Origin of the sequence: Vibrio sp. Isolate25, from assembly GCF_022398025.1 — a bacterium.
Taxonomy (GTDB): Bacteria; Pseudomonadota; Gammaproteobacteria; order Enterobacterales; family Vibrionaceae; genus Vibrio; species Vibrio coralliilyticus_A.
In genome coordinates this window covers 989599-1002885 of sequence record NZ_JAKEUT010000001.1, presented here as the reverse complement: position 1 = coordinate 1002885, position 13287 = coordinate 989599, and the positions used below count along the sequence as shown (strand labels likewise).

The window sequence follows — 13287 nt, the reverse complement described above, 5'->3', positions numbered from 1 at the left end:
TACTGGCTCCCTTTGTTGTATCTGAAAGGGAAAAGCGTGAAACCTGTAAGCAAGGAGCATGGGGAAATTTGTTATCCCTTTATTTATGAAGATAGTCCTGTGTGTGACTTTGAGATAGCAGCGGATGAGTTATGTACACGGATCGGTCTTGTTCTGACGATGGCTCTGGATGATTATAGTCGGGATGTGCTGCAACGAATCCAGCCTTATGTTTATCATTTGAATGGTTCGGTACGAGGGAAACTGGCAATCTTTGAGGAAAACCTGCAAGAGCTCTATAGCGATTATAATACGCTGCGTGAAAAGCTAGATGGAGGCTTTAAAGGCTTTGTACTGCCCGGAGGGCATCCTATTTCGGCTGAATTGCATCTGTGCCGCACGCAAGCAAAGAAAGTTGTACGTGCACTCGTGGCCGTTGAGCATGCAGGTAAAAAATCACCGGATCCAATTTTGTTTCGATATGCTAATTTGTTAGCGAACGTCATGTATACACTGGCTTCTTATACTAACCAGATTCACCAGGTCGTTGAAACTGAGTTTGTCAGTAAAAGCTATCCAATGCCAAAATAGCATCAGTTAACGGCAATGAAAACGCCCGGCATTGAGCCGGGCGCTGTTTTAATCGATTGTCGATTACTCTTCGAAATCGACGCCTGCTTCTTTGTATAGGCGGCGACAAGCTTTACCGTCACTGTGGAATAAGTGACAGCGGTGCGCTGGAATACCTACCATCAGTTTGTCGCCGGCTTCGACCGCTAGCGTGTCTGGCTGGCGGTAGATCATATCCGCGTCAGCCGCGTCAATGTGCATGTATACCTGCGTTTCGTTACCCAACTTCTCTACGATGTTGATTTCACCTTCAATAGCAGCGTCACCTTGATCGGCAGGAAGCAAGTGCTCTGGGCGCACACCCAGCGACATACGCTCGCCACGGGTTACAGTACGTCCATCAACCGGAATCCAGAAAGTTGTGCCATTTGCTAGCTGTACCATGACGCGGTCGTCTTCTACAGCTTCAATGAAGACACTCATAAAGTTCATCTTAGGTGAGCCGATGAAACCAGCCACAAAGCGGTTTTGAGGGTAATGGTATAGCTCAAGTGGTTTACCTACCTGAGCAACATAGCCTGCGTCCAATACCACGATCTTATCTGCCATGGTCATGGCTTCTACCTGATCGTGAGTCACGTAAATCATGGTACAACCTAGTTTACGCTGAAGCTTAGTGATCTCAGAACGCATCTGAACACGTAACGCTGCGTCTAGGTTTGATAGAGGTTCATCAAGAAGGAAAACATTAGGTTGAGAAACCAGAGTACGACCAATCGCCACACGCTGACGTTGACCACCAGATAGGGCTTTGGGTTGGCGATCCAGCAAGTGACTAAGTTGGAGAATATCAGCTGCGTGTTCAACGCGTTTATCGATTTCACCTTTATCGGCTTTTGCTAACTTGAGACCAAATGACATGTTGTCATAGAGATTTAAGTGTGGGTATAGCGCGTAAGATTGGAAGACCATACCTACACCGCGCTGAGAAGGTTCCACTTCGTTCATGCGTTCTTCACCAATGTAAAGATCACCAGAAGTAATGTCTTCTAAACCAGCAATACAACGTAGCAGAGTTGATTTACCACAGCCTGACGGACCAACGAAGACGACAAACTCGCCTTCTTGAATGTCCAGATCAACGTTCTTTGAAATTAAAACGTCGCCATAAGCTTTACATACATTTTTTAACGTGACACTCGCCATCTAGCTCGTCCTCGATCAATATTTTTGTTTTACTGCCCATCATTATATGAATTATCGCGCGAGCAGTAAGTGTAGGAATTCGGTAAGGTGAATCGAAGTGTAAGAAAATAAGGGTGATGGATTCAATCGCATCACCCGTCAAAGCCAAATGAAAGTTCGCTTCCCCCGTATGAAAGTAACTGTCTCCCCCGTTGAATCCAAACTGGTAATGACACCAGAATTACTACGAACATTTACTTCATTACAGCGAACCTTGCGGCATTGCAAACCAGCTTTTCGTTCGATTGCCAAGCAATTCAAAACGTACTGGAAAGGGTTCTTACCATCCACTCTTGGATGACTGTAGTTTGGCTTTATTGCACTGTTGCTACATCCTCCCGATGAACTTTTTTAAAGGGGTAGTAGGCAGGGAGTAGGGAGAGTAGGGCTGATTGCACGGAATTAGATCGAGTTCAAAGAAATATGGGGTTTGATGGTGAACTTGGTCACGTTAAGGGTCAATTTTGTGATTCTGGTCGCCTAGCCGACGGATGATGATCACGAAAATAGTCCATAATACCGAGGGCGTAGGGAGTAGGAGGATGAGCTAATTGACAGTTTAGCTAAAAATGTATGTCGAAATACGGTGAAACCTCTGAACGGTGGAGCCCTACAACACAAATATAAAAAGGATATGAACATGAAAAACGCCCTAAGCACAGTGGCACTAGGTACTCTAGTTGCTCTTGGCTCATTTGGTGCAAATGCTGCTATCGAAGAAGGTCAATTAACTATCTGGATCAACGGCGATAAAGGTTACAACGGACTTGCTGAAGTAGGTAAACAGTTTGAAGAAGATACGGGTATCAAAGTCACCGTTGCTCACCCTGATGCACTTCAAGATAAGTTCCCTCAAACTGCAGCGACCGGTGATGGTCCTGATATTGTGTTCTGGGCTCACGACCGTTTTGGTGGTTACGCTGAAGCAGGTCTTCTAAGTGAAATCAAACCGTCTAAAGAAATCAAAGAAGGTATCGTAGACTTTGCATGGGATGCGGTTAAATACAATGGCAAAATCATCGGTTACCCAGTCGCGGTTGAATCTCTGTCCCTTATCTACAACAAAGACCTAGTGCCAAACCCACCTAAGAGCTGGGAAGAAGTTGAAGCACTCGACACCAAGCTGAAGAAAGAAGGCAAGTCTGCCATCATGTGGAACCTGAAAGAACCGTACTTCACATGGCCACTAATGGCGGCTGACGGTGGTTACGCGTTCAAATACGGTGCTGAAGGTTACGACATCAAAGATGCGGGTATCGCGAACGATGGCGTAAAAGATGCTATGAGTTTCGTAAAAGGTCTGGTAGACAAGGGTGTGATCTCTTCTGATATGGATTACTCTGTTTCTGAATCTTCGTTCAACCAAGGCAAAACAGCGATGACCATCAACGGCCCATGGGCTTGGGGCAACATCGAGAAATCTGGTATCAACTACGGTGTAACCACTCTGCCTAAATTTAATGGCCAATCTTCTAAACCATTCGTTGGTGTTTTGACTGCAGGTATCAGCACTGCGTCGCCAAACAAAGACCTAGCGGTTGAATTCATTGAAAACTACCTGCTGACAAACGATGGTCTGCGTAAAGTGAACAATGACAAGCCGCTTGGTGCTGTTGCTCTAAACTCTTTCCAGCGTGAGCTAGACGCAGACAAGCGTATTGCAGCGACAATGGACAACGCGATGAATGGCGAAATCATGCCAAACATCCCACAAATGAACGCGTTCTGGGGCAGTGCTAAGAACGCTATCATCAACATCGTTGATGGTCGTCAGTCTGTAGATGCAGCACTGGCTGACGCAGAAAAACAAATGACAAAATAATTGTCGACCTTTTTAAGGAGGGGGTAACCCCTCCTTCATTTCTTTGTTTTATTATCGCTAGCAGGTTCTTTTATGCAGTCAGTTCAAGGTACAGATGCTATGACATCACCAACAACGAGCTTGCCTTCAAGTAAAAATGTATTCATAAAGTGGGCGCTTCTTGGCTCAGTCGGTATTCTTAATGGCTACGCGACGATTCTAATGTATTCACGCGGTGAGATTGCGTTCGCACTTCTTACCCTTATCGTAACCGCACTCGCTCTTTATATTTTTGGTAGTAAAAAGACTTACGCGCATCGCTATATCTATCCAGGTATCGCAGGCATGATCTTATTCATTCTGTTCCCATTGGCGTATACGGTTGGTCTTGCTTTCACGAACTACAGTGCGAAAAATCAGCTTTCTTTTGAACGTGCTCAGTCTGTTTTGCTTGATCGTACTTATCAAAGTGGTGATAGCTACCCATTTTCTCTGATCAAGACCGAGAATGGCCACCGCATCTCTGTGAAGAAAGGCGACCAACTGCTGGCAACGGAAGAATTTAACCTCGCTACTTTATCGGGTGATCTGTCGTTATCTCCTGTTGAGCAGGTAGAGGGTGAAAAAGAGAAAATTAAAGCCATCATCAAGAACAAATCTGTTCTTGGCGCTGTAGACCTACACATGCCGTCAGGCGAAGACATCCGCATGAGCGGTCTGCGCAAGTTTGCGGCAGTTGTCCCGCTCTACACGTTGCAGGAAGATGGAGAAACGCTCTACAACAATGAAACGCAAGAGAACCTACGTCCTAACAATGAAGTTGGCTTTTACCAACCCGTTGATGAAAATGGTCAATTTGTAGGCTCAACTGTCTCACCAGGTTTTATTGTAACGATTGGTACTGATAATTTTGAGCGCGTCTGGAAAGACGATGGCATTAAAGAGCCTTTCATTAGCATCTTCATCTGGACGATTGTGTTTTCAGCGGTCAGTGTTGCTCTAACGGTTCTGATTGGTTTGGTTCTGGCAAGCGTAGTTCAATGGGAAGAGCTGAAAGGGCGAGCAATTTATCGAGTACTGCTGATTCTGCCTTATGCTGTTCCTGCCTTTATCTCTATTCTTATTTTCAAAGGTTTGTTTAACCAAAGCTTTGGTGAAGTGAACATGGTTTTGGAGGCGATGTTTGGCATCAGCCCAACGTGGTTCTCTGACCCGTTCTTGGCAAAACTGATGATCATCATCGTGAACACTTGGTTAGGCTTCCCTTACATGATGATTCTTTGTATGGGTCTCTTGAAAGCGATTCCTGATGACCTTTATGAGGCGTCTGCTATCGATGGTGCGAACTTTATCGACAACTTCCGTCGCATCACGCTACCACTGATGATTAAACCATTGACGCCACTACTTATTGCTAGCTTTGCGTTTAACTTCAATAACTTTGTATTGATTCAGCTTCTGACTCAAGGCGGGCCGAACATGATTGGTACGTCGGAGCCTGCTGGCTATACCGATCTATTGGTTAACTACACTTACCGCATCGCATTTGAAGGTGCAGGCGGTCAGGACTTTGGTTTAGCGAGTGCAATCGCAACGCTTATCTTCTTTTTGGTTGGCGCACTAGCGCTATTGAACCTACGTGTAACAAAAGTGGCTCAGGATTAAGGAGAAATATAATGGCAATGGTACAAGGCAAGTCATTAAAATACCGTGTTTGGGCTACTCATATTGCAATGTGGGCGTTTCTAGCACTGATCATCTTCCCATTGTTGATGATCATCGCGATTTCCTTCCGTGAAGGTAACTTCGCAACCGGCAGTATTATTCCTGAGAATCCATCGCTGGAGCACTGGAAGTTAGCATTAGGTTTCTCTGTGACGAATGCGGATGGTTCGGTGACCCCGCCTCCATTCCCGGTTCTGACATGGTTATGGAACTCAGTTAAAGTGGCTGGCATCAGCTCGATTCTTATCGTGTCGCTTTCGACAACTTCTGCTTATGCGTTTGCACGTATGAAGTTCAAGGGTAAAAACACCATCCTTAAAGCGATGATGATTTTTCAGATGTTCCCAGCCGTACTAGCCCTAGTAGCGATTTATGCTCTATTCGACAAGCTAGGTCAGTATATTCCATTCTTAGGACTCAATACGCACGGCGGCTTAATTTTCTCTTACTTAGGTGGTATCGCACTGCACGTATGGACGATAAAAGGTTACTTCGAAACCATTGATAACTCTCTAGAAGAAGCGGCAGCATTGGATGGTGCAACCCCATGGCAAGCGTTCCGATTGGTACTATTACCCTTGTCGGTGCCGATTCTTGCAGTAGTGTTTATTTTGTCATTCATTATGGTAGTGGGTGAAGTTCCAGTGGCATCTTTGCTACTTTCTGATGTAGACTCATACACATTAGCGGTTGGTATGCAGCAGTATCTGTACCCTCAGAACTATTTGTGGGGAGATTTCGCAGCAGCAGCAGTATTATCTGCACTACCAATTACTGTCGTATTCTTACTTGCGCAGCGCTGGCTGGTCGGAGGATTAACCGCCGGTGGTGTGAAAGGCTAATAAGAACGATAAGGGCGACTGCGAGGTCGCCCATTTTGTTTCTCGACTTAACACTTTTGGTTTGGCCGCCGATCAGTTAAGAAGGGAGCAAAACTGGCGTTACGCATAGCTGGCTGTTAGCTTAGATTCCTTACTATTTCACTACTAACAGTTTTTGTAACCAAGACCCGAGTTTACTCGGGTTTTTTTATATCTTTTCACTACGTATTCATTCGGCAACAGTCTTACTTATCGTTTAATTTCAATGAAATGTAGTTACTTACAGAAATAGTATGTCAGTGGCGTGCCACTGGTTCTTAAAGGGAAAACGGGGCCCATTCTCTGCTTAATTACATACAGAAATGAAATAAAAAGTGACCTTTATTTTGAGTAGTGAATAAAAAAGTAGAAAATTTACGAAAATATTCTGCGTGTTTTATTGATAAGCAAAGCTCTATTATCAGTTCTGTTTCGAAACCCAATGGTAGGGAAAACATTGGCTACATAGGGAAGTGTCAATCTGAAAGTTCAATAAGATAGGCAGTAGATACAATGTTAAAAAAATCAATTTTAGTGATCGCACTTGCGGGAATATGTTCGGTTGCAAACGCAAACCCTTATCTTGGTGTGGCAGTAGGTCAAGCTAAGTTTAAAGACACTTACTCTTCTTACAACACCACTCTATTTGGAAACGGCTCATACAAGTTAGATTTGGAAGATGATGACAGCACGGCAGCCAAGCTATTTGTTGGTTATCAGTTCAATGATTATTTCGCGATAGAAGGCTCACTTGGTGGCTATGATGCTATCGATGGCTCTTATGTGTCTATTGGTGATATGACGTTTTTGGCAACACAAGCTAAAGGTATTCTGCCAATTGGTGATCGATTCAATCTATTTGTGAAAGGGGGGATCGCTTACTTTGGTGCTGAGTTCAAAACGAGCTATGCTACAGTTTCTGATGAGGCTATCACAGGAATGTATGGTGCAGGCGCTGAGTTTGCAATCTCTAAAAATATCAAGCTGAGTGCTGAGCTTGATTACATTAGGCCTGAGCTTGAGGTAGTTAAAATTGGTAACGAAACCTTGAGTGTAGAGTCAGATATTACCACTCTGTCACTAGGTTTAAGTTATCACTTCTAGCCATGAAACGAAGGAGCTCTATTTTTAGAGCTCCTTATGTCTTCTTAAACAGGGGCGATGAATTCTGGAGTATTCGTGAACGATGTGAATATAAGATACCTTGAGTTGCTACTTAAAAAGTACCAGCTTAATCAGGTTTACTCAGTTGGTCTTGGTGAACTTGAGACTGTGCTTTGTACCTCAAGACGCAATGTTTCAACCGTAATGGGTAAGTTAGCGAATATTGGCTGGGTGTATTGGCAGCCTGCAGTAGGGCGTGGCAAGAGCAGTAAACTTAAGGTAAAAAAATCTCTCCAACAAGTTCTCTCCATTGTTTTTCTTTATGAACTCGAACAAGCGCAGTCTAAAGTCATTACGAAATTGCTTGAAAGTTATGGATTAGTTGCGATTCGAGCACTCAGTGTCGCTGCTGAAGAGTTTAACGAGAGAAACGAGCAAGTTAACTCAGTATTTATTTCCTCCTATCCTTGGGTCAATACCATTGACCCAGCCCAAACTTATCGCGCCTCAGAGTTGCAAGTCATAAAGAGTGTTTACGATGTTTTGATAAGGCAAGACCAAGACGGCAGCCTAATGCCTGGGTTAGCCCATCATTGGGAACAGAATGACAATGTGATCAGTTTGTGGCTTAGACCATTGATTTACCGACATGATGGTGAGTTGCTTGCAATAGAGGATGTGGTTTGGAGCTTGGAGCGCCTACGTGATTACTCTGGCCCGGTTCGAGATCTGGTGAGTGGTATTGAAACAATAGATATTACTGCCTCCGATAAAGTCGAGATTACACTGAACTTTCCCAATAAATTATTTATTTACGCTTTGGCAATGCCCTACGCGTCTATTATTTGTCGAGATCAACTATGTTTCGGTAATGGTTATACCTGTCATGTCGGAACCGGTCCGTATAAGGTTGATAGATGGAATGAAGAAAGCCTTTCTCTCAAAGCTCACAATGATTATTACGCTGCACGGGCTTTGATAGAAAAGGTGACGCTGTCTCACAACACAGAGATCATTGAAAATGCGCTTAGCTTTAATCAGGAAGTGGGCGAAGTTGAAGTAGAATCAATCAATGCCTTCTCTTATCTCACCTATCATGAGCGCGCCGACAGTGAGATAAGCCCAGCTACTTGGGATGCGTTAGCTAACTACATTGCCCAAAGTAAATACGATTATGATGAAGATAACGCTGTTGAGGGGGTAGACCTCCAACAATTATCGGAAAATATGTTGCCGGTTGAACCTCCAAAACTTAAAGGTCGAGTGGTGATTGCAGAGCCTATTTGGACCATTCCTAGTTTAATTCGTAATGCAAAATGGTTACATAGACTGATCCGTTCAACGGGGCTAGAACTTGACGTTCATATTGTCGAAGACATTAGTCACCCTGAGGCAGCCACTGCACATGCTGATCTGATGTTGATTGAAGAGATAGTCGAGGCGCCTCTTGAATACGGTCTGTTTGAATGGCTATCTATCTCGACGGGACTACGTTTTGCATTAAATGAACGGGACATGGAAACTCATCAACAGAGAATTCGTCAAGCAGTGAGTGCACACGTGCCTCTTGTCGAGTTACAGAAAATAGAGCAAGAGCTATATGAGAGTAAACGTTGTGTAGCGCTTTTTTGTGGGAAAGAGGAAGTAACGAAAGTGCAGCAAGTTCGTGGTGTGCAAATTAGGCCAACAGGGTATAGCGATTTTTACAAACTCTGGATTTCTAAATAGTCAGTGTCGTTTGGGTTAAAATTCGCGATTAGAAGGCGCGCAGCCTAAATACTGGAGCAGAACGTAAATACTTTCCTGAGAAAGAGCAACCTTACGAAATAGATCGGCGAAGGTATCATCACCGCCAAAACAGGTCTGAATGTAATGATTAATCTCATCATCGGCATAGCCCTCCACATACATCGTACGAACCCATTGGTACTCTACGGCTTTGGGGTTGGCCAGTGTGGTTTCGCTGAGTGTGGTGTGGCTAAGGTTCAAACCGTGTCCTTCCTTCTAACTAATCGATTGCGGATTTAATCAAATTAAGATGAAGGAAAAATGACAGAGAGGTTGCGTTTGCTCAAAACTGACTAATAAAGTTGAAAAAAGAGGCTTTTCAGCCTCTTTGCAGGACAGAGTGACTATTTCAAATACTTTACATGTGCTTCCATTTCTTCGCCTATTTGTTTACGCATGTTCATCAAACGAATCGCTGAGTCTCTTAACTCAATATCTTCTTTGGTTTCTGGAATCCATTCAGGGACTGGAGAAGGCTTACCTTCTCCATCTACCGCAACCATAATGACAATACAATGCGTTGTTAGGCGGTTTTTTAGCTCTTTCGGGTCACTGGCTTGAACGTCAATGGCAATGTGCATGGACGTTTTTCCCGTGTATATCACTTTTGCACTTACCTCAACGAGGTTGCCAACGTGTATCGGCGCTACAAATCGGATGCCACCAGCGTAAGCTGTGATACAGTATTGGCCACTCCATGCAGCAGCATTGGCATACGCTGCTAAGTCAATCCATTTCATGACAGCGCCACCATGGACTTTGCCACCAAAATTGACATCTCCGGGCTCAGCTAGAAAGCGTAGTGTTATATCGCGTTGGCCATTACTCATCTGTCAATCCTTCGTTTTTATGTGTTTGTTAAAACTATTAACAAACACTTCAATAAACTGCAATCAATAATTCCAGCTTAGTCGAAAAATGGCTTTAGCCCCAGAAACAGAAGCAGCCAGAACAGAGGCGGAAGAAGCAGATAGGATCAGGTACGTGGCGTCATGACCGAGTCCATGATTTTCATGCTTTGCTCAAAATAGGGGTTGTACGTTAAACGAGCGTGAATCTTACCGGGTTCGGTATAGCCCCATGCGGAGAACCATACTTCTTCACCCTCAGCGCATTTTGCTGCATCTGTATCCTCTTGACCATTGGAGCAGATAAGATGAGCGCCATTGACTCCGTAGTTGGGATTATCCGGAGAGAAGAGTAACCCCATATGAGAGCCATTTGAAATTCGCTGTTCTGGCAATATCATACTAAAACGTGTCGAACGAGGGTCATTCAGATCGTGTTCCCCTTGCCAAACTAAACGATTGTTAGGGTTTGTCATTCGGTGCGAGAACATATCGATAGAATACTGAGTATTGATAACACTATCCCCCTCACTCATAAGCATGAATACGGGCTTGTCATAGTTTGCTGACGCGAGTTTTTTTCTGACATCGGAAGAAGTCTGATAGTAGATCGCTGCGGCGTTCATCGGCAAAGAATTGTAACGTAGGGGGTTATCTTCAGGATCCTGATCTGCCCAGGTAATGAAGTAGCTTGCTAACTCAGCAAATTTGACAGCGGAAGAGCCCGGTTCAAATGCTGGAGAGAAAAGAAGCACACCATTGATGCTTTTGTCGCTCAACGCTTCAGACGTGACTAAATTAGCACCGGTCGAGTAGCCCCCAACCCAAATAGAATCCGTGTCTTTCTTAAGCTGTTCGATATGGTATTTTACAACGCCTTGCCAATCAGCAAGGGTGGATAACTGCAGATCGCCCACTTTGCTAGCATGGCCAGGAAGTAGGACCGTTCTTACCAAATAGCCTTGTTCTGCGAGGTGGGTGGCGACATCAATGAAAGAGTAGGGAGAGTCACCCAAACCATGAACTAAGAGTACTCCCTGCCCGTTTGGCTGATTTGGAATATATTCATGCGGCAGGACTTGGTCCAACTCCTGTTGTTGGTCATCGGTCATGAACAAACGGTTGTCCGCTAACCAAGCTTTGGTCTCTTCTAGGTAGCTTTCAAAACTACTTTGTTGATAGTTTGGTAGTGTGTCAGCTTTGTCATAGGCGGGGTCTTTAGAAGGAGTACTGCAGCCAACTAGACCTGCCGTCACAGCGGCTGCAAAATAAAAGACCAAAGCTGTTTTTTTACGCATCATGTATTCAAGTTTTTCTCTTTTACTTTGATTTTGACACGTCTTCATACTCTCCCTCCAACACAGAGCCTTTTGATGGTTGTTGATACGCAGTAGCGTTTTTCTTTATCGCTTTCTCAATTTTTTTGCCGGTAATCAGAGCCACGATTGTTAGGGGAATCGCGAGGATCAGGCCAAAAACAATGGTAAAGAATCCAATAAACAGCGCAAGTGCGCTCGAAATCATTCTATTCATAACTCATACCTCTCTTTTAATACGAATATTAAGCGAAAGGAAATGAATCAAAGATGAATAAAACCTGTATCAACAAAAAAGCCGCTTTCGAATGAAAACGGCAAGTACGGGGGTGTATCTTTATAGTTGTGTTGTGGAGGTTTACCCCTGAGCGTTTTCAGGGGCGATATTTGGTTACTTTGACGGGTAAGTTTTGTAACGAACACCCATCATTTGTTCCATACAATGGACGACTTGGCAGCTGTAGCCGAATTCGTTGTCATACCAAATGTATAGAACACAGCGGTTATCTTGAGCGATGGTTGCGGCCCCATCGACTACACCAGCAAAACGTGAACCGACTAGGTCCGTAGAAACCACTTCTGTTGACTCTGTATAGTCAATTTGTGCCGATAGTTCAGACGCCAACGCCATTTCACGTAAGTAAGCGTTTAGCTCATCTTTGTCTGTCCCTTTTTCTAGGTTGAGGTTAGCAATCGCCATTGAGACATTTGGAGTAGGAACTCGGATTGCGTTACCTGTAAGCTTACCAGCAAGTTCAGGAAGCGCTTTTGCAACTGCTTTCGCTGCACCCGTTTCAGTGAGAACCATGTTGAGGGAAGCGCTACGACCACGGCGTTCACCAGAGTGGAAGTTATCGATCAGATTTTGGTCATTAGTAAACGAATGCACGGTCTCAATATGACCAGAAACAACGCCATACTTGTCGTTCATTGCTTTCAGAATTGGCGTTATGGCATTAGTTGTACAACTTGCCGCAGAAATAATGGTGTCTTCTGCATCAATCACATTGTCATTGACACCAAATACAACGTTCTTGATATCGCCTTTGCCCGGAGCGGTTAGGAGGACTTTTTCGGCACCGCTACATTCTAAGTGCTGGCTCAGCCCTTCAGCATCACGCCATACACCGGTATTATCGACAACAAGCGCGTTGTTAATACCGTAGCTAGTGTAATCCACTTCTTCAGGTTTATTAGCGTAGATAAACTGAATGTAATTACCGTTTGCAATGATAGCCTTACGTTCTTCATCTACGATTATGCTTCCATTGAACTGGCCGTGTACTGAGTCACGACGAAGTAAGCTAGCACGTTTTTCTAGGTCACCTTTTTTACCACCACGTACTACAACAGCCCGAAGGCGCAGTGGGTAGCCTGGGCCACTTTTCTCGACTAATAAGCGAGTGAGCAAGCGGCCAATTCGGCCAAAACCGTAAAGTACGACATCACGAGGTTCAGTGACCGTTTCACCATTCATTGCGCCCATGAGAGAAGAATGCAGGAAGTCTTTCACACCGTGATCGTCATCGCGACCTTTCCAGAATTGGTGCGCCAATTGGCCTACATCAATACGGCATGGCGATAGCTCCATTTCAGACAGCGCTTTGATGAGTGGTAATGTTTGTTCCGCTGAAAGAGGTGTTCCAGTGTAGCGGCGAGCAAGACGGTGAGTCTTTATGATATCAATGGTCGCTGCATTAACCAGAGTTTTACCGAACAGTAGAACTTCTACGCCTTTTTCGCGATAAAGTTGACCTAGTAGGGGAGAGATAGTTTCCGCAATCGTTTGGCTAGTTTGCCAGTCAAGAAGGTGTTTCTCTGGACTCATTGTTTGTTTGGACCTTTCACGTTTTGAGGACTGACTCTACTTCACTGTGTAGGGGGAGCGAGTAGAGATAATAAAGTGTTTTAATTATGTAATTTTTATGCGGCAGGATTGTAATGCTTAATATCTTATTCTGCTAGAAAAAATAATTGTAGAGTAACTCGCTGATATGGCCCACTAAAATGGGAAATATTCTGTCAATATGACCTATTGACATTTTTTATTT

12 protein-coding genes are annotated in these 13287 nt (G+C 44.3%); 6 read left to right on the top strand and 6 right to left on the bottom strand.

Annotated elements, in window-relative coordinates:
- The first annotated feature begins 36 nt into the window (after positions 1-36).
- Positions 37-570 carry an ATP:cob(I)alamin adenosyltransferase gene (locus L1D15_RS04390; protein WP_239874788.1) on the top strand — a complete coding sequence of 178 codons (534 nt, stop codon included), beginning with the start codon at positions 37-39 and terminating at the stop codon, positions 568-570.
- A 63-nt stretch (positions 571-633) separates the two neighbouring features.
- Here L1D15_RS04390 and malK read toward each other — a convergent pair whose 3' ends face one another.
- On the bottom strand, positions 634-1755 hold the full coding sequence (gene malK, locus L1D15_RS04385) for a maltose/maltodextrin ABC transporter ATP-binding protein MalK (protein ID WP_239836135.1): 1122 nt from the start codon (positions 1753-1755) through the stop codon (positions 634-636).
- A 679-nt stretch (positions 1756-2434) separates the two neighbouring features.
- Between malK and malE the strand changes: the two genes are divergently transcribed.
- The 5 genes from malE (at position 2435) to L1D15_RS04360 (ending at position 9012) form a co-directional block, all read left to right on the top strand.
- Entirely contained in the window at positions 2435-3616 is a 1182-nt protein-coding gene (gene malE / locus L1D15_RS04380; protein ID WP_239836136.1) for a maltose/maltodextrin ABC transporter substrate-binding protein MalE, read from the top strand.
- A 72-nt stretch (positions 3617-3688) separates the two neighbouring features.
- Entirely contained in the window at positions 3689-5260 is a 1572-nt protein-coding gene (malF, locus tag L1D15_RS04375) for a maltose ABC transporter permease MalF (RefSeq protein ID WP_239874787.1), read from the top strand.
- 11 nt (positions 5261-5271) lie between these two features.
- Positions 5272-6162, top strand: a complete 891-nt coding sequence (gene malG, locus L1D15_RS04370) for a maltose ABC transporter permease MalG (protein ID WP_239836138.1) — start codon at positions 5272-5274, stop codon at positions 6160-6162.
- A gap of 531 nt (positions 6163-6693) precedes the next feature.
- On the top strand, positions 6694-7284 hold the full coding sequence (locus L1D15_RS04365; protein WP_239874786.1) for an outer membrane beta-barrel protein: 591 nt from the start codon (positions 6694-6696) through the stop codon (positions 7282-7284).
- Between the two features lie 75 nt (positions 7285-7359).
- Positions 7360-9012 carry an ABC transporter substrate-binding protein gene (locus L1D15_RS04360; RefSeq protein WP_239874785.1) on the top strand — a complete coding sequence of 551 codons (1653 nt, stop codon included), beginning with the start codon at positions 7360-7362 and terminating at the stop codon, positions 9010-9012.
- A gap of 15 nt (positions 9013-9027) precedes the next feature.
- Here L1D15_RS04360 and L1D15_RS04355 read toward each other — a convergent pair whose 3' ends face one another.
- From L1D15_RS04355 to L1D15_RS04335, 5 genes are all read right to left on the bottom strand, one after another.
- A complete protein-coding gene (locus tag L1D15_RS04355; RefSeq protein WP_239864333.1) occupies positions 9028-9273 on the bottom strand; it encodes a hypothetical protein in 246 nt (81 codons plus the stop codon).
- Positions 9274-9416: 143 nt separating this feature from the next.
- A complete protein-coding gene (locus L1D15_RS04350; RefSeq protein ID WP_239836142.1) occupies positions 9417-9902 on the bottom strand; it encodes an acyl-CoA thioesterase in 486 nt (161 codons plus the stop codon).
- 146 nt (positions 9903-10048) lie between these two features.
- Positions 10049-11218 (bottom strand): alpha/beta fold hydrolase, encoded by a 1170-nt coding sequence (locus L1D15_RS04345; RefSeq protein WP_239875115.1) that lies wholly within the window; start codon positions 11216-11218, stop codon positions 10049-10051.
- 22 nt (positions 11219-11240) lie between these two features.
- The gene (locus L1D15_RS04340; RefSeq protein WP_239874784.1) at positions 11241-11453 is read right to left on the bottom strand and encodes a hypothetical protein; all 213 of its coding nucleotides are present in this window, start codon (positions 11451-11453) and stop codon (positions 11241-11243) included.
- Positions 11454-11627: 174 nt separating this feature from the next.
- The gene (locus L1D15_RS04335) at positions 11628-13064 is read right to left on the bottom strand and encodes a glyceraldehyde-3-phosphate dehydrogenase (protein WP_239864330.1); all 1437 of its coding nucleotides are present in this window, start codon (positions 13062-13064) and stop codon (positions 11628-11630) included.
- Between the last annotated feature and the right edge of the window lie 223 nt (positions 13065-13287).